Source organism: Achromobacter sp. JD-1 (genome assembly GCF_038594925.1).
Taxonomy (GTDB): domain Bacteria; phylum Pseudomonadota; class Gammaproteobacteria; order Burkholderiales; family Burkholderiaceae_B; genus Achromobacter; species Achromobacter spanius_C.
Genome location: NZ_JBCGCS010000029.1, coordinates 1 through 16,595, shown reverse-complemented (window position 1 = coordinate 16,595; position 16,595 = coordinate 1). Strand labels below are relative to the sequence as shown.

Below are 16,595 nucleotides of genomic sequence, written 5' to 3'. Positions count from 1 at the left end.
GGATTGTCGCGATGCGCGCTGCACGGTAGCGGCCGGTACCAGACCGGCTTTCACACAAGGAACTGAGTGCATCGCTATGCATGATTTCGAAAGTAGGGGCCGCGCACTGCGCGCCATCGTGCGCCGCGCGCCGCAGGCGTTCGTGCTGATCGTCGCGATGAACGCGGCTTGGGCGCAAGGCGCGGCCGGGGCTGACGCCACCTCGGTGCGCCGCGTCAACATCAACGAATACATCGTGCGCGGCAACACCGTGCTTGAAGCCCGTGACATCGAGCGCGCCGTCTATCCCTATCTGGGACCCGACCGCACCCTGGCCGACATTGAGTCAGCGCGCGAGGCCTTGCAGACGATCTATCAGGAAAAGGGCTACCAGTCGGTCTACGTGGACCTGCCCGAACAGCAGGTGGCCGACGGCATCGTCTTTTTGCAGGTGTCGGAAACCAAGGTCGGCCGCGTGCGGGTGGTGGGCGCGCAGCACTATTCGCCCCTGGCGATCCGCGACGACGTGCCCGCCTTGCAGGAAGGGCAGGTGCCCAACTTCAATCGCGCGCAGGCCGAGCTGACGCAACTGAACAAGGGCGCCAGCCGCCAGGTGGTGCCGCTGGTGAAGGAAGGGCGCCTCCCGGGCACGATGGATGTGGACCTGAAGGTTGAAGACAAGAGCCCCTGGCACGCCAGCCTGGGCCTGAACAACGACTACAGCGCCGACACCTCGCGCCTGCGCAGCACGGCGTCGCTGGGCTACGACAACCTGTGGCAGCTGGGCCACTCCGTCAGCCTGACCTTCTTCACCGCGCCGCAGGAAACCGACAACGCCAAGGTGTGGTCGGGCTCGTACTCCATGCCGCTGACGCCGCGCTGGGGCCTGCAATTCTCGGGCTACAAGAGCGACAGCAACGTCGCCACCATCGGCGGCACCAACGTGCTGGGCAAGGGCTATTCCTTCGGGCTGTCCGCCATCTACACGATGGACCCGCAAGGCGATTGGAGCAATTCGCTGTCCATCGGCCTGGACTACAAGAAGTTCGATGAGTCCACCCGCTTCGGCGACAACGAAGACCAGATCCCCATCAAGTACCTGCCGTTCACGCTGGCCTACAACGGCTACCGCTATTCCGAGTCATCGCAAAGCAGCCTGGGATTGTCGGTGGTGGGCGCCAGCGGTTCCTTCTTCAACCAAGGCAGCGACTGGAAGCAATTCGACGACAAGCGCTATCGGGCCAGCCCCAGCTTCGCCTTGCTGCGCGGCGACGGCACGCACACGCACAACCTGTTTGGCGACTGGCAATTGGGCCTGCGCGGCTCGTTCCAGTTGGCCTCGGGCGCGCTGGTGTCCAACGAGCAGTTCTCTGCCGGCGGCGCGACCAGTGTGCGCGGCTACCTGGCCGCGGAACGCACGGGTGACGACGGCGTGCTGGCGTCGGTGGAATGGCGCACGCCTTCCCTGGCACGCTGGCTGGGCGCCAACGTCAACGAATGGCGCTTCTACGCCTTTGCCGACGCCGCCAGCTTGCGCCTGCGTGATCCGCTGCCCGAACAGGACGCCAGCTATTCACTGGCCAGTCTGGGCCTGGGTACCCGCCTGCAAGTGCTGGATTGGTTGTCCGGCTCGCTGGACTGGGGCTACCCGCTCAAGGACGGCCCCAATACCCGCAAACATGATCCCCGTCTGAACTTCAGCGTCCGCGCCAACTTCTGAGCGCACGCGTTTACCCCATTCACCCCGGAGTCTTACTCATGCAACGCCTATTGATGCTCCTGCTAACCGTGCTGGCCGGCGTACTGCCGTCCGCCGCCAACGCCTGGTGGCAACCAGACTGGCAGTACCGCAAGCAAATCACCGTCGACAGCACCGCGCAAGGCATGCCGCTGGGCGGCCCCGCCGGCCGCACGCCGCTGTTGGTGCGCCTGCATACGGGCAACTTCACCTTCGATGGCATCAACGAGAAGGGCGCCGACATCCGCTTTGTGGCGGCCGACGACCAGACCGTGCTGAACCACCAGTTGGAATCGTTCGATCCCTTGCTGGGGATGGCCCTGGTGTGGGTGGACGTGCCGGACGTGGCCGATGGCCAGCGGCAGGACATCTGGATGTACTACGGCAACCAGAAGGCGCCCGCCTCGGCCAACGGCCAACTGAGCTTCGACCTCAACTACACGCTGGTCTATCACTTTGACGGCGCCGCCGGTGCGCCGCCCCGCGACACCACGGGCTACAGCAACCACGGCCAGACGCCGACCGCTGCGATGGTGGACGGCGTGATCGGCCGCGCCGCGCAATTCACGGGCGCCGCGCCGCTGATGCTGCCGGCCAGCCCGTCATTGGCCATGCCTGCCGCGGGCGCGTTCACGTTCAGCGCCTGGGTGCGTGCCGACCAGCCGGCTGGTGAACAACTGATCTACGCGCGTCGCGACGCCGGCAACGCCTTGCTGATCGGCATCAACCAGGGCGTGCCCTTTGTGGAAGTGAACGGCCAGCGCAGCCAACCCGGCCAACCGCTGACGCCCGCCGCCTGGCAACACCTTGCCGTGACGGCCGATGGCAGCCAGGTCCACTTGTATGTGAATGGTCGTGCCACCGCATCGCTGGCCGCGAGCCTGCCGCCGCTTGGCACCACTGCCGCGCTGGGTGGCGATGTGCCGATGCCGGCCGCGCCCATCGCCATCCCCGCCACCCCCGCCGCGGACGGCACGACGCCTGCCGAAGTCGTCCCGGCGCCGCAGCCGACGTACGCGCCGTTCGTGGGCGCGATCGACGAAGTGCGCCTGTCCAAGGTCGCGCGCCCCGCTGCGCTGATCTACGCCGACGCGGCCTCGCAAGGCGCGGAGTCGCGCCTGGTGGTTTACGGCGCCGATGAAGAGCAATCCGGCTTTGGCTTTGGCGGACTGGGTTTTCTGCTTAACGCCGTGCCGATCGACGCCTGGATCATCATCGGCGTGCTGGTGCTGATGATGGTGCAGTCCTGGATCATCATGTTCAAGAAGAGCCGCAACGTGGCTCGCGTGGCGCGCGCCAACGAATCCTTCCGCGACGCCTTCGCCACGGTTGGCCAGCGTCTGGAATTGCTGGCGGACGACAAGGCGCTGGCCACGCGCGTTGAGCACGCCTCGCTGTGGCGCCTGTACCGCGTCGCCATCAACGAGATCCGGACGCGCCGCGCGCAAGGAGCCGACACCACGTCCATTTCCACGGCCACCATCGAAGCCATCCGCGCGTCGATGGACGCGGTGCGCACCAAGGAAAACCTGGCGCTGGGCTCGAAGCTGGGTTCGCTGTCCAACGCCATTGCCGGCGGCCCCTACATCGGCCTGCTGGGCACGGTGCTGGGCATCATGGTCGTGTTCCTGGGCACGGCCATGGCGGGTGACGTCAACATCAACGCCATCGCGCCCGGCATGGCCGCCGCCTTGCTGGCGACCGCGATGGGTCTGTTTGTCGCGATCCCCGCGCTGTTTGGCTACAACCGCCTGGTGTCGCGCAACAAGGAAGTCAGCGCCGACATGCGCGTGTTTGTCGACGAGTTCGTCACGCGCCTGGCTGAAGTGCACGGCGAAACGCAAGCGCAGGAAGCCGCCCATCAGCAGGCAGTGCGCGCCCCGGCGGCCAGCCGCCCGGCCGTGCGCGACGTGCAACCCGCGTCCGCTGAAGCGTAAGGAGCAGCCATGGCTTCCGTATCCACTTCCCAGGACGATGACGACGACGCGCCCGTGGACGGCATCAACATCACGCCGCTGGTCGACGTGCTGATGGTCGTGCTGGTCATGTTCATTCTGACGGCCACCGCGCAGATCGCCGGCATCAAGGTCAACCTGCCCAAGGCCAGCTCCACCGTGGCCTTGTCGCAGCCGAAAACCAAGGCGATCTCCGTCAACGACGCCGGCCAGGTTTTCCTGGACGCTTACCCGGTTACCTTGCCCGAGCTGGAAGACCGGCTGCGCACGGAGAAAGCACTGAACCCCGACTTCCCGGTCATTGTGCGCGGCGACGCCGCCGTGCAATACCAGAAAGTGGTGGAAGTGCTGGACCTGTTGCGCCGCCTGGAACTTGCACAGGTCGGCCTGGTCACCGGCAAGCCGCAATAGAGGCCGGAACCGACGTCATGCCGCAACATGCATCCGATTCCTCGCGCGATCCGCATCCGGCGCGCCGCTGGCTGAAGCTGGCGGCCGTGGTGGTGGCGGCGATCGTGGCGGCCTATGCGCTTTGGCGCTGGGCCAACGATATGTCCGGCGTTCGGCGCGATGCGCCCAAGGTCACGGCCATCATCCCGCTGCCGCCACCCCCGCCGCCGCCACCCGAACCCGAAAAGCCGCCGGAACCCGAGCAGCCCAAGGAAGAGCCCGTGGCCACGCCCGAGCCCGAACCGCAGCCCACGCCCGAACCGCCCAAGCCGCAGGACGAGGCGCCCCCGCGCCCGGCCGACGACCTGGCCAACCCGATGCAGATCGACGGCGACGCGCAAGCCGGCAGCGACGCCTTCAACATCGGTGCGGGGCAGGGCAAGGGCATGTCGGGCGGGGGCGGTGGCCGCGCGGGCAACGCCACCTATAGCCAATACCTGGCCTATGCGCTGCAGAAGATCCTGCGCGAAGACGAACGTACCCGCAATCTGACTTTCCGCCTGCAAGCCAACATCTGGCTCACGGCGTCGGGCCAGGTGACCCGCGTTGAACTGACCCGTGGCAGCGGTGACGCCGACGTCGACGCCCGTGTGATCGCCGCGCTGCGCGCCGTGCCGGGCCTGGACGAACGACCGCCGGCCTCGGCCAGCATGCCCATCCGTGCCTCGCTGACAGGCCGCCGCCCGTCTTGATGTCTCACATTGAATTGATCCTGGAGTGACAAGAGCATGAAGTTCCCATTGAACCGGTTGGCGGCATCGCTGGCGTTGGCCGTGGCGGGCGCCGCCTCGCTGCCGGCGCACAGCGCGCCCGCGCCGTCCGAGAACGCCACCATCAACCTGATCCGCCTGCTGGTGCAGCAAGGCGTGCTCAAGCCCGAACAGGCCAACGCGCTGGTGGCGCAGGCCGAGGCCGAAGCCCAGGCCGCGCGCAACGCTCCGCCCGCCGACCGCGGCGCCGCCGTGGCGCAAGCGGGCGACGTGCGTGTGCCCTACATTCCGCAGACCGTGCGCGACCAGATCCGCGACGAGGTCAAGGCCGAAGTCATGGTGCAGGCCAAGGAAGAGAACTGGGCACAACCCAATACCTTCCCGGAATGGGTGTCGCGCATCACCGTGGAAGGCGACGTCCGCGTGCGTGACGAATCGCGCTTCTACAACGGCAGCAACAGCAACGAGATTGTCAATTTCGCCAAGCTCAACGCCAACGGCCCGTACGACGTCAACCAGAACAGCAACGGCGGTTATCCGCCCATGCTGAACACGCGCGAAGACCGCCGCAACCAGTTGCGCATTCGCGCCCGTCTTGGGGTGCGCGCCGAAATTTCCGAAGCCTGGACGGCGGGCATCCGCTTGGCCACCGGCAGCGACGACAGCCCGGTATCCACGTCCCAGACCTTGGGCGGCGGCATGGGCAAGAAGGAAATCTGGCTTGACCAGGCTTACCTGACCTATCGTCCCGCCACCTGGGCCACGGTAACCGGCGGCCGCATCGCCAACCCGTTCGAATCCACCGATACGCTGTTCTCCAATGATCTGAATTTCGACGGTATCGCGGCCATCTTCAAGCATCCGCTGCAAGGCCGCGATGTGACCTTGTTCGGCACGCTGGGCGCGTTTGCGACCGAGTACGCGAACAACGGCTGGAACGCGTCGTCCATGTCGGAAGGCGCAAGCGAAAACAAATGGCTGTTGGGCGCGCAGGTGGGCGCCGACTGGAAGGTCAATAACCAGAACAGCCTGCGCGGGGCGCTGGCGTACTACCACTTCGACAACATCGCCGGCAAGCGCTCAAGCGCGTGCTCGCCGTGGGCGGGCGACGAAAACTGCGATACCGACTGGTCGCGGCCCGCCTTCATGCAAAAGGGCAACACGTTGTTCCTCTTGCGCAATATCGCCCCCAACCCGCTCGACCCGGCCAACACGCCGCAGCCGCAATACGTGGGCCTGGCCTCGAAGTTCGACCTGCTGGATCTGAACCTGCGTTGGGATACCCGCGTGTTCGATGGCCTGGGCCTGCGCGTGAACGGCAACTTCATCCACAACCTGGCCTACAGCAAGGGCAAGATGGCCAGCCGCTCGCAGGGCTACATCGTCAACAACTTCGACGACAACGGCAACGTCGAAAGCGGCCCCAACGCCTGGATGCTGCAAGCCACGTTGGGCCGTTCGTATGACCTGAAAGACAAGGGCGACTGGCTGGCCTTCGTTGGCTACAAGTACATTCAGCCGGACGCACTGCCCGATGCTTTCAACGATTCGTCGTTCCATCAGGGCGGCACCAACGCGCGCGGCTACTACATCGGCGCGGGCTATGCCTTCGAGAAGAACGTGTATGGCGTGTTCCGCTGGATGAGCACCAAGGAGATCTATGGTGAGCCGCTGGCCATCGACACCATGCAGTTCGAAATCAACGCCAGGTTCTAAGGCCATGGACATGCACCTCGTATGGAATGAATCCCGTCATTCCCCCACGGCCGGGCGCGGCCGGCGTCTGGCCGCCGCCGTGGCGCTGTGCGCGGCGGGCCTTTCCCTGTCTGGCGGCGTTCAGGCCGAAACCATGGAAGAGCGCCTGCGCACCCAGTTGCGCAGCACCACGCAGCAGCTACAGCAATTGCAAAGCGAGCAAGCCCAGATCAACGCGGCCAAGGCGGCCACCCAAGCGCAGCTGGACGCCGCGCAGAAAGAGCTGGAGTCGCTGCGCGCGCAGTTGGCCAAGAGCCGTGGGCAGGCCGAGAAGCTGGCGGCGCAACAAGACGCCTTGACGGAAAGCGCCCAGGCCCAAGTGGCCGCCAGCCATGCGCAGCTGGGCAAGTTCAAGGGCGCCTACGACGAACTGTTGACGCTGGCGCGCGCCAAGGAAACGGAGCGCGTGGCGCTGGCGCGCAACCTGGCGCAGCGCGATGAAGAGGTCAAGGTGTGCCTGGCGAAAAACCGCGAGATGTACCAGGCCGGCAAAGACATTCTGAATGCCTATGAACGGATCAGCACGGGCGACATTCTGGCGCTCAAGCAACCCTTTGCGGGCAAGGCCCGCGTGCAGTTCGAAGAGCAGGCGCAGGCGTACGGCGACAAGCTCTACGACGCGCAAGCGCCCCAAAGTCAAGCTGCTGCAACGTCCACGCCGTAGCCTTTCCCGATTGCCCATTCTTTATTCCTGGAAACCTGAAATGACCGAATCGAACCTGATTCTTGATGTGAACGCCGAACGCCTGCAAGCCCTGCTGCAATCCGTTGGCTACCGCGTAACGCTGTCCGAGCAGAACGGCATGGTGCAACTGCTGAGTGCCAGCCAGGGCGTGGGCTTTGCCGCCCGCATGGGCAACCCGGCCCAGCAGGATGGCCATTATCTGGACTACACGCTGAGCTGCGCGTTGCGCGTGCAAGGCGAGCTGCCGGCCGGTCTGGCCGAGCGATGGAACGTGGAAAAGCGCTTTGCCCGCCTGTCGGTGCAAGGCGTGTTCCTGGTGTTGGAACTGGACGTGATCGTGGCCGGCGGCGTGTCGGAATCGTATCTACGCGCCACGACCGAACTTTGGGACCGCTTGCTGCAAGAGTTTCTGTTGTTCTTGCGCGCTAACGCCTCGGCGGAGCAAGGCGAGGCGGGGCAGGCAGTGCAAGCCGAGCCGCAAGCCGAGCAGCAGGCCGAGCCGCAAACCGAACCGGAAGCCGACGCGGCCGAGACAACGGCGCTAGCCTAACGCGGCTTGCCTGGCAAAGGGTGCAATCCATGACCAAGACTCTGACTTCCAACAAGCAATTGCGCGTGACGGCAGCCGTGCTGCTAATCGCGGTGCTGGCGGGCGCCGTCGCGTTGATGCGCGGCAACGATGCCCAAAGCAGCGAGCCCGCTCCGGCGCCGGCCAAAGCCGTGGCGTCCGCCGCGCCCGCGGCCTCGCCGCCGGGCGCCACGGCGACCAAGGTCGCGACGGCCGCGCCGGTTCCCCAAGCCCCGGCCATTGCCACCTTGGGCACCGTGCGTGTTGAACGCGACGAATTGATGCGTCAATTGCAGGCCTTGCCGCCGCAGGCGCGTCAGCAATTGCAGGACAACCGCGCGGGCCTGGACCAGTGGCTGCGCGGGCGTCTGGCCGAGAAGGCGCTGATCGAGCAGGCACGCGCGCAGGGCTGGCAGGACAAGCCCGATATCAAACAGGCGGTGCAGGCTGCGCAGGAACGCATCGTGGTGCAGAGCTATCTGGAATCCGTCAGCCGCGCGCCGGACGATTATCCCGGCGAGGCTGAGCTGCAAGCGGCTTACGAACGCGCCAAGCCGCAACTGACCGAGCCGGCGCAATATCGCGTCAGCCAGATCTTCCTGCCCGCGCCGTTGGCGGATGCCGACGCGGTGGCGGCGGCGCGCAAGCAGGCGCTGGACCTGGCCAAGCGGGCGCAGGCGCCCAAGGCCGACTTCGCGGCGCTGGCGCAGGCCAATTCGCGTGACGAGACCACGCGCGCGCAAGGCGGCGACATCGGCTATGTGCCGTTGACGCAGTTGACGCCGGAGATGCGTCCGGTGGTGCAGCAGATGAAGGCCGGCGATGTGTCGGCCCCGGTGCAGTCGGCCGCCGGTTTTCACATCCTGAAGCTGGCGGCGTTGCAGCCGGCCAGCGTGACGCCGTTCGACCAAGTCAGGCCGGCGCTGCGCGCCGCGCTGCGTAACCAACGTCAGGAACTGGCCGCGCGGGCCTATATGGAGGGTTTGCTGAATGCCGGAACCGTCAGCATCGATGGCGCTGCCCTCAATGCCGCGTTCGAACAGAACGCGGCCGCCCAGGCAGGCGCGCCGTCCGTTGCCCGCGCCCCGTGACGCGGCAAGCGCCGTCACGGTGGCGTTGGACGCGCGCCTGACGCGGGTGCTGGGCCACGCCCAGCCGCCCGCCAGCTTGCGAAGCGCGGCGGCGTTACTGCAAGCGCTGCGCCAGGCGTTCCCGAATGATCTTGCGCGTTGGTTTCCGTTGATGCCCATGGGCGTGCCCCTGGGAATGCCCTCGGGAATCTCCGAACCCACAGCCGCGCAGGCACCGCGTGCGCTGGGCCTGGACCTGGCTGACCTGCGCGTGCTGCATCGCGCTATCCGGGTGGTGTGGTTGGCTGAACTGGTTTTCGGCGACCGCGATCACGCGTATCGCTGGCTCAGCGCGCCCAAGCGGCGGCTGCTTGGACGGGTGCCGTTGCGGGTGTGCCAGCACGGGCGCTACGCCGCCCAGATCGAACAATGGCTGGTGGATATCGACGAAGGAAACGGCCCATGATTGCCCTGTGGCGCTTGAGCAATGCCCAGGACGTGCAGCCGCGCGCGCTGCCGGCGGGCCGGTGGCACGAGGCGGGCGCCCCGGTGATCGTGCTGGATGCAAGCCCGGCCGCCGCGGTGCTCGCGCGACTGGCGTTGGCCGAGGTGCCGCATCCTGACGCCTTGCCGCGCGATTACCTGCTGCTGGAGGTGGGGGCGCCCGCTCGCGCGGTGGGCGTGGCCGAGCCTCCGCCGCATTGGCAGACCGATCTGCGCGCCACGCGGGCGGTGGGCGACGCCTGGCTGGCGGGGGGTGACACCCTGTTGCTGCGCGTGCCGACCGCCACGGGCGGCGTCCAGTACTTGATGAACACCGCGCATCCGCAAATGGGGCAATGCCGGGTCGTGTCGTCGGTGGCCTATCCCTACGCGCCCCACCTAGGCGGCGTTGTTCGCGCGGTGCGGGACGGCGCCGCCTGGCTGGCCGCGGCATGCCAGGGCGCCGCAGCGGACTAGAATGTTGCGCAGCCGGTCGCTTGCCGGCATGCAACCTTAAGTTCCTGTCAGGAGCCCGCCGTATGACCGCCATTTCCGCTGCCCCCACGCCCGGCGCAGCGTTGCCCGCCTTCACCGCGCAGGTGGACGTCATTTCGATCCAGTCCCAAGTTGTCTACGGCTATGTCGGCAACAACGCCGCCATGCCGATCTTCCGCCGCGCGGGCCTGCGCGCCATCGCCGTGCCCACGGTGGTGCTGAGCAATACGCCGCACTATCCCACGCTGCATGGCGGGGCCGTTTCGTTGGACTGGTTCGCCGGTTTGTTGAAGGGCCTGGACGAGCGCGGCGTGACCCGCGTGGCGCGCGCTGTGGTCTGCGGGTATCTGGGGCAGCCGGGGCAGGCGGACCTGCTGGCAAGCTGGTTGCCGGCCTTGCGCGCCGCGCGGCCGGACCTGCGCGTGCATATCGACCCGGTCATGGGCGACCGCAATGACGGCTTGTATGTGGACGCGGGTCTGGTCGCGCAGTACCGTGACTTGTTGGTGCCGCTGGCCGACGGCATGACGCCGAATCACTTTGAACTTGAAATGCTGGTGGGCCGACCCTTGGCGACGATGGACGAGGTGGCGGCGGCGGCGCGTGAACTGATCGCGTTGGGGCCGCAATGGATTGTGGTGACCAGCGCCGCGCCGATGGCGGCGGAACCGGGCGCCTTGCAGTTGGCGGTGGTCACGCGCGACACGCTCAACGTCGTGACGCATCCGGAAATCGCCATCCCGCCGTCGGTGCATGGCACCGGCGACGTGTTCATGGCCAGCCTGACGGCCAAGCTGTTGACCGGACAGGACCTGCCTGAAGCGGCGCGCGAGGCGGCGGCGCAAGTCACGGCCACCTTGCAGCGCACGCGCGAGCTGGGCTGGGAAGAGTTGGCGGTGGAAGGCTAGGCCAACACAGCAGCCAACACAGCAACCCAAACGCGCCCCGGTCTTGACGCGGGGCGCGCAGCCCAAGCCATCAATACATCTTGTACGGCAGGAACTTGCCGCTCATCACGATCTGCACGCGGTCGCCCTTGGGGTCGGCTTCGCGCTGCAAGTCCATCTTGAAATCGATGGCGCTCATGATGCCGTCGCCAAACTCTTCATGGATCAGCGCCTTGAAGGTGGTGCCGTAGACGTTGATCAGCTCATAGAAGCGGTAGATCAGCGGGTCGGTAGGCACCGTGGTGGGCAGCGAGCCCTTGTAAGGCACCACTTGCAGTTGCAGCACGGCGTCATCCGGCAGGTCCAGGATGCGGGCGGCGGCAAGCGCCTGTTCTTCGGTCAGCGTCATCTGGCCCAGCAGCGCGGCGGTGGTCCATTCCTTGCTTTGGCCGACGGCTTCGGCAATGGCGCTCCAGGACAGCTTTTTTTCCAGTTTGCGGGTAACGACCAGTTCGGTCACTTCAGCGCGGGACATCATGATGGGGTTCCCTCCTTGTGGGATGCCTTGTCGACCAGGAAGTCGACGAGATGGTTGCGAATGTCGTAGTAGCGGGGTTCGTGATGCAGGCTGGCGCGGGTTCGGTCGCGCGGCAGGTCCACGCTGACGGACTCGGCAATGCGGGCGTAGGGGCCCGCGCTCATGAGCAGGATGCGGTCCGACAGCAGAATGGCTTCGTCCACGTCGTGCGTGATCATGAATACGGTCTGGCGCGTTTGCTGCACGATGCCGCGCAGCTCGTCCTGGATGGTGCCGCGCGTTAACGCGTCCAGCGCGCCAAAGGGTTCGTCCAGCAACAGCATCTTGGGCTGAATGGCAAAGGCGCGCGCAATACCCACGCGCTGCTTCATGCCGCCCGACAGTTCGCTGGGCTTCTTGCCGGCCGCCTGCGCCAAGCCCACCATGTCCAGGTAGCGCAGGCTGTGTTCGCGCACTTGCTCGCGGCTATAGGCGGGCCAGCGCGAACGCACGCCGAATTCCACGTTTTGCAGCGCGGTCAGCCAGGGCAGCAACGCATGCGCCTGGAACACCACGCCGCGTTCCAGCGACGGGCCCGAGATCTGGCGGCCGTCCATGATGACGACGCCTTCGTTGGTGTCGTCGATGCCGGCCAGCACGTTCAGGATGGTGGTCTTGCCGCAACCGGAATGGCCGATCACGCAAACGAACTGGCCTTGCTCGATGTCGAAATCCACGTTCTCGAACACGGGCGGCTGGGGCTGGCCGTTGCGCCCGGGGTAGCGTTTGCCCAGGCCCTGGACTTGCAGGAATGCATGGCTCATGGCGTTACTCCCGATAGCTGACCAGCCGCGCGGCGCGTGCCAGCACGGTGTCCAGCAGCATGCCGATCAGGCCGATGAAGAAGATGGCGCAGATGATGTTGGCTATCGACAGGTTGTTCCATTCATTCCACACGAAGTAGCCGATGCCGGTCCCGCCGATCAGCATTTCCGCTGCCACGATCACCAGCCAGGCGATGCCTACCGAAATGCGCATGCCGGTCATGATGGTGGGCGCGGCGGCGGGCAGGATCACCTGCAAGGCGGTGCGCAGGCGTGACACTTCCAGCGTGCGCGCCACGTTCAGCCAGTCTTGCCGCACGGCGCCCACGCCAAACGCGGTGTTCACCAGCATCGGCCATAGCGAGCAAATGAAGATGACGAAGATGGCGGAGGTGTCGGCGTCCTGGATGGTGTAGAGCGCCAGCGGCATCCAGGCCAGGGGTGAAATGGGCTTGAGCACCTGGATGAAGGGGTCGAAGGCGCGGTAGACGGTCTTGGACATGCCGATCAGAAAGCCCAGCGGTATCGCCACCAGCGCGGCCAGGCTGAAGCCGGCCAGCACGCGCGCTACCGAATACGCCAGTTGCACGCCGATGCCCTTGTCGTTGGGGCCACGGTCATAGAACGGGTCCTTGATGTGTTGCCACAGCTTTTCACCCACGTCGGCCGGGCCGGGAAACGGCGTCTTGGAACCGCTGGCCGCGGCATTGCCGACCAGCGCGGCGTAGGCCGGGTCCACCGTTACGTCGCCCGTGTCGGGGCGCGTGGCGGCGTGCCACAGCAGCAAAAACGCCAGGAACAGCGCGACGGACAGAAACGTGGCCCGCCAATATTGCACCGACCGCATCAGGTTCTCCGGATCTTGAAGCTGGCCAGATAGGCCTCGGGCTGGGCCGGGTCAAACGGCTTGCCCATGACGCTGAAGCTCTTGGCCGATTCGGCGGGCGGGGTCAGGCCGGCCTCGCGCATGAGGCGCACGGCGTCGGTCGCCAGGAAGACCTCGCTGGCCACCTTCTGGTAGTCGATGTCGCCCTTGACCTGGCCCCAGCGCTTCATCTGCGTCAGGATCCACACAGCGAAGGACTGCCACGGCATGGGATCGAAGTCGATGCGGTTGGGGTCGGTCAGCACTTTGCCCAGGCCGTCGGCGTAGGTGCCGGTCAGCACCTGTTCGACCACGGTGACGGGCTGGTTCAGGTAGTTGGGCGCGGCGATGGCGGCGGCGATTTCCTTGCGATGCGCGGGGTTGCGGGCGTAGGCGGTGGCTTCGATGATGGACTTCAACAAGGCCTGGTAGGTGTTGGGCATGGTCTTCACGAATTCCTGGCTGGCGGCGAAGGCGCAGCAGGGGTGACCATCCCAGATGGTTTTGGACAGCGTGTGGATGAAGCCCACGCCGTCGTAGACCGCGCGCTGGTTGACGGGGTCGGGCGCCAGGAAGCCGTCGATGTTGTCGGCGCGCAGGTTGGCCACCATTTCAGGGGGCGGCACGGAACGGATCTGCACGTCGGTGTCGGGGTCCAGGCCGTGTTCGGCCAGGTAGTAGCGCAACAGGTAGTTGTGCATGGAATAGTCGAACGGCACGGCGAACTTGAAGCCCTTCCAGTCCTTGGGATCGCGGCGGTCCTTGTGTTTCATGGACAGCGTGATGGCCTGGCCGTTGATGTTCTCCACGGCGGGCATGGTCCACGGCACGGCGCGGCTGGCGCCCACGCCCAGCGAGATGGCCAGCGGCATGGGCGACAGCATGTGGGCGGCGTCGTATTCGCCGGACATGGCCTTGTCGCGCACCAGCGCCCAGCCGGCGGTCTTGACCACTTCCACGTCCAGCCCTTGCTTGGCATAGAAGCCCATGGGGTGCGCCATGATGATGGGCGTGGCGCAGGTGATGGGAATGAAGCCGACCTTCAGCTTTTGCTTTTCCAGCGGGCCGGTGGATTGCGCGAAGGCTTCGCGGGCGGCGGCCAGCGGGAAGATCGACGCAATGGCGGCCATGGCGGTGCCGCCGCCCACCGCGCGCAGGAAGCGGCGGCGCAGTCCGTCTTCCGGAAACAGGGCGCGCATCACCGCCTGGTCGACTGCATTGTCCGTGACGGACTGCACGGCGCGGTCATGTTCGGCTTGCGAGGCGTGGCGGCCGCAGCCGCAGGCAAGACGGCTGTTGGCGTCGAACGGATTGCTGAATAGGGACATGGGATGGCTCCGGCCAGGGGGGGATTGGAGCCATCATGGGGCCGGGCGCGCGGGGCCGGTATCCCCGGTTCGACGATATGCGTGTAGGGGGTCTACTACGCGGTGCGACGCTGCGCCGTGCTGGTGCGCAAGGCGGCTAGAGCGCACCCAGGTGGTGCGTGTTGGCGTAGGCCACCAGTTCGACGAGCGTGCGCACGCCGAGCTTTTCGAAGATGCGGCTGCGGTAGGTGGAGATGGTGTTGACCGACAGGGCCAGTTGTTCGCCGATGGCGGATACCGAACGGCCGGCCACCAGCAACTGCAGGACCTGGAATTCGCGGTTGGAGAGTTGTTCGTGCGGGGGGCGGGTGCTGTCCTGGCGCACGGTGTGGGCCAGCAGTTCGGCCACGGTGGGAGTGACGTAGAGCTTGCCGGCGGCGGCGTTGATCAGGGCGGACAGCAGTTCGTCGGGGTCGCAGCCTTTATTCAGGTAGGCGTGGGCGCCGGTGCGCAGGGCGCGCACCGCGAACTGGGTTTCGGGGTAGACGGAGAGCATGACGACGCCCAGGGCGGGGTAGTCGGCGCGCACGGTTTTCAGGACGTCGAGGCCGTCGCGTTCGCCCAGGGCCACGTCCAGCACCATGGCGTTGTAGCGGGTCTGGCGCAGCGCGCGCAGGGCGGAGGGGGCGTCGGCGGCTTCGTGTACGAGGGCCACGCGCGGGTCTTCTTCCAGGATGCGGGCCAGGCCTCGGCGGATGATGAGGTGGTCGTCGACGATGAGCAGGTTCAGGGCCATGGAGCGGGGCAAGTAGGGTTCAGGCGCGGGTGGGGTTCAGGCGCAGGCGGGCGCGCATGCCGGCGCCGGGGGCGCTGTCCAGGGCAAGGTCGCCGCCGATGCCGCGCGCGCGTTCACGCATGCCAAGTATGCCGAAGGTGTGGCGGGCTTCTGGCAGTTGCATGCCGATGCCGTCGTCTTCCACGGTCAGCAGCAGGCCGTCGTCGCTCCAGACGGCGCTGACGCTGACGCTGCGGGCGCAGGCGTGGCGCTGCACGTTGGTCAGCAGTTCCTGGACGATGCGGTAGACGGCGATTTCGGCGTTGCGGTCGAGGCGGCGGCGTTCGGTGTCGGGTGGGCACAGGTAGCGGCATTGCAGGCCGGTGCGGGTTTGCAGGTCTTGCAGCAGGGTTTCCAGGGCGGCCCACAGGCCCAGGTGGTCAAGGACGACGGGGCGCAGGTCGCTGAGGATGCGGCGGGTGGCGCCCATGGCGGTCTGGGTGACTTCCAGCATGCGGTCAACGTGGGTTTGCAGTTCGGGCTTGGCGCCGAGTTGGCGGCGTAGCCAGTTCAGGTCCAGTTGCAGGGCGGTGAAGGATGCGCCGAGGTCGTCATGGATGTTGCGGGCGATGTGGGCGCGCTCTTCTTCGCGCAGGGTGGACAGGTGTGAGGACAGGCGGCGCAGGGAGTCGTGGGCGTTGCTGAGTTCGGCGGTGCGTTCGCCGACGCGGCGTTCGAGCAGGGCCTGGGTGTTGTGCAGTTCGCGTTCGATGCGCTTGCGGTCGGTGATGTCTGAAAACGTGACGACGGCGCCGACGACTTCGCCGTCGTTGCGGATGGGGTAGGAGGCGTATTGGGCGTCAAAGCAGGAGCCGTCGCGGCGCCAGAGCACTTCGTCGTCAACGCGCACGCCACGGCCTTCGCGAAAGGCCTGGAAGATGCGGCAGTCATGCACGGGCATCAGGGCGCGGTTGGCGTGGGAGTGATGGATGAGGTAGTGCATGTTGCGGCCGACAACTTCGTCAGGGGTGTAGCCGAGCAGGGTGGCGCCGGCCCCGTTGATGAAGATGCAACGGCCACGCAGGTCGATCCCGTAAATGCCTTCGCCGGCGGATTCCAGCAACATTTCCAACTGGCGGCGCCAGGCGGCGTGATGGGATAGGTGGTTCAGGTCGGCGAACATGGCGGGGCTTTATGGCGGCGCGGGGCGGATTTTTGGGGAGTGTACGGGAGGCTTGGAGCGAGGGAGGGGAGGGAATGCCCTTGGTGTGCGGGGGGCTTGAGATGCTTGGGGCGTAGTTCTTGGGGCGCCCCGGGGCGAGGTTCCTGAGACGCCCTGGGCCTGGTTCTTGAGACGCCCGGAGCATGGTTCTTGAGACGCCCGGGGCGGCGGCGTCCTGGCGGCGCGGGTCAACGATTGCGGTCCGGAGCCTTCGCTCCGGACTGCCCCGTCGTCATCCTTGTATGGTGTAGGTGCGCCCTCTGCAGTGGGGAGGGCGCTGGGGTATGGGACGTCGTCATCCATCAGCCGG

Annotated in this window: 17 protein-coding genes; 11 read left to right on the top strand and 6 right to left on the bottom strand. The window is 66.5% G+C overall.

What is annotated here, in order from left to right:
• The first annotated feature begins 76 nt into the window (after window positions 1-76).
• From WBR68_RS28345 to pdxK, 11 genes are all read left to right on the top strand, one after another.
• Window positions 77-1,699 (top strand): ShlB/FhaC/HecB family hemolysin secretion/activation protein, encoded by a 1,623-nt coding sequence (locus WBR68_RS28345; protein ID WP_230695902.1) that lies wholly within the window; start codon window positions 77-79, stop codon window positions 1,697-1,699.
• Window positions 1,700-1,737: 38 nt separating this feature from the next.
• Window positions 1,738-3,654 carry a DUF2341 domain-containing protein gene (locus tag WBR68_RS28340; RefSeq protein WP_230695901.1) on the top strand — a complete coding sequence of 639 codons (1,917 nt, stop codon included), beginning with the start codon at window positions 1,738-1,740 and terminating at the stop codon, window positions 3,652-3,654.
• A 9-nt stretch (window positions 3,655-3,663) separates the two neighbouring features.
• Window positions 3,664-4,083 carry an ExbD/TolR family protein gene (locus WBR68_RS28335; RefSeq protein ID WP_100856877.1) on the top strand — a complete coding sequence of 140 codons (420 nt, stop codon included), beginning with the start codon at window positions 3,664-3,666 and terminating at the stop codon, window positions 4,081-4,083.
• 17 nt (window positions 4,084-4,100) lie between these two features.
• Window positions 4,101-4,814 carry a TonB C-terminal domain-containing protein gene (locus tag WBR68_RS28330; RefSeq protein WP_050450158.1) on the top strand — a complete coding sequence of 238 codons (714 nt, stop codon included), beginning with the start codon at window positions 4,101-4,103 and terminating at the stop codon, window positions 4,812-4,814.
• Between the two features lie 36 nt (window positions 4,815-4,850).
• Window positions 4,851-6,548 (top strand): putative porin, encoded by a 1,698-nt coding sequence (locus WBR68_RS28325; RefSeq protein ID WP_050450157.1) that lies wholly within the window; start codon window positions 4,851-4,853, stop codon window positions 6,546-6,548.
• 4 nt (window positions 6,549-6,552) lie between these two features.
• Complete coding sequence (locus tag WBR68_RS28320; RefSeq protein WP_230695900.1) at window positions 6,553-7,251, top strand: DNA repair protein; 699 nt, start codon at window positions 6,553-6,555, stop codon at window positions 7,249-7,251.
• Window positions 7,252-7,291: 40 nt separating this feature from the next.
• The gene (locus WBR68_RS28315) at window positions 7,292-7,822 is read left to right on the top strand and encodes a YbjN domain-containing protein (RefSeq protein WP_230695899.1); all 531 of its coding nucleotides are present in this window, start codon (window positions 7,292-7,294) and stop codon (window positions 7,820-7,822) included.
• Window positions 7,823-7,851: 29 nt separating this feature from the next.
• The gene (locus WBR68_RS28310; protein ID WP_230695898.1) at window positions 7,852-8,931 is read left to right on the top strand and encodes a peptidylprolyl isomerase; all 1,080 of its coding nucleotides are present in this window, start codon (window positions 7,852-7,854) and stop codon (window positions 8,929-8,931) included.
• Window positions 8,915-9,376, top strand: a complete 462-nt coding sequence (locus WBR68_RS28305; RefSeq protein WP_230695897.1) for an MbcA/ParS/Xre antitoxin family protein — start codon at window positions 8,915-8,917, stop codon at window positions 9,374-9,376. Before WBR68_RS28310 ends, WBR68_RS28305 begins: the two co-directional genes overlap by 17 nt.
• Window positions 9,373-9,870: an RES domain-containing protein gene (locus tag WBR68_RS28300; protein ID WP_230695896.1), complete on the top strand. Its 498-nt coding sequence runs from the start codon at window positions 9,373-9,375 to the stop codon at window positions 9,868-9,870. The genes WBR68_RS28305 and WBR68_RS28300 overlap by 4 nt, the downstream gene beginning before the upstream one ends.
• A 62-nt stretch (window positions 9,871-9,932) precedes the next feature.
• Window positions 9,933-10,796 (top strand): pyridoxine/pyridoxal/pyridoxamine kinase, encoded by an 864-nt coding sequence (gene pdxK, locus WBR68_RS28295; RefSeq protein ID WP_230695895.1) that lies wholly within the window; start codon window positions 9,933-9,935, stop codon window positions 10,794-10,796.
• A gap of 70 nt (window positions 10,797-10,866) precedes the next feature.
• Here pdxK and cynS read toward each other — a convergent pair whose 3' ends face one another.
• The 6 genes from cynS to WBR68_RS28265 all read right to left on the bottom strand — a co-directional run bounded on the left by cynS (window position 10,867) and on the right by WBR68_RS28265 (window position 16,246).
• A complete protein-coding gene (gene cynS / locus WBR68_RS28290) occupies window positions 10,867-11,310 on the bottom strand; it encodes a cyanase (protein WP_050450348.1) in 444 nt (147 codons plus the stop codon).
• Window positions 11,310-12,116 carry an ABC transporter ATP-binding protein gene (locus WBR68_RS28285; RefSeq protein ID WP_050450341.1) on the bottom strand — a complete coding sequence of 269 codons (807 nt, stop codon included), beginning with the start codon at window positions 12,114-12,116 and terminating at the stop codon, window positions 11,310-11,312. The genes cynS and WBR68_RS28285 overlap by 1 nt, the downstream gene beginning before the upstream one ends.
• 4 nt (window positions 12,117-12,120) lie before the next feature.
• On the bottom strand, window positions 12,121-12,963 hold the full coding sequence (gene ntrB, locus WBR68_RS28280; RefSeq protein WP_230695894.1) for a nitrate ABC transporter permease: 843 nt from the start codon (window positions 12,961-12,963) through the stop codon (window positions 12,121-12,123).
• A complete protein-coding gene (locus WBR68_RS28275) occupies window positions 12,963-14,309 on the bottom strand; it encodes a CmpA/NrtA family ABC transporter substrate-binding protein (protein ID WP_230695893.1) in 1,347 nt (448 codons plus the stop codon). Before WBR68_RS28275 ends, ntrB begins: the two co-directional genes overlap by 1 nt.
• Before the next feature lie 136 nt (window positions 14,310-14,445).
• Window positions 14,446-15,084 carry a response regulator gene (locus WBR68_RS28270; protein WP_230695919.1) on the bottom strand — a complete coding sequence of 213 codons (639 nt, stop codon included), beginning with the start codon at window positions 15,082-15,084 and terminating at the stop codon, window positions 14,446-14,448.
• A gap of 19 nt (window positions 15,085-15,103) precedes the next feature.
• Window positions 15,104-16,246 (bottom strand): sensor histidine kinase, encoded by a 1,143-nt coding sequence (locus tag WBR68_RS28265; protein WP_230695892.1) that lies wholly within the window; start codon window positions 16,244-16,246, stop codon window positions 15,104-15,106.
• Between the last annotated feature and the right edge of the window lie 349 nt (window positions 16,247-16,595).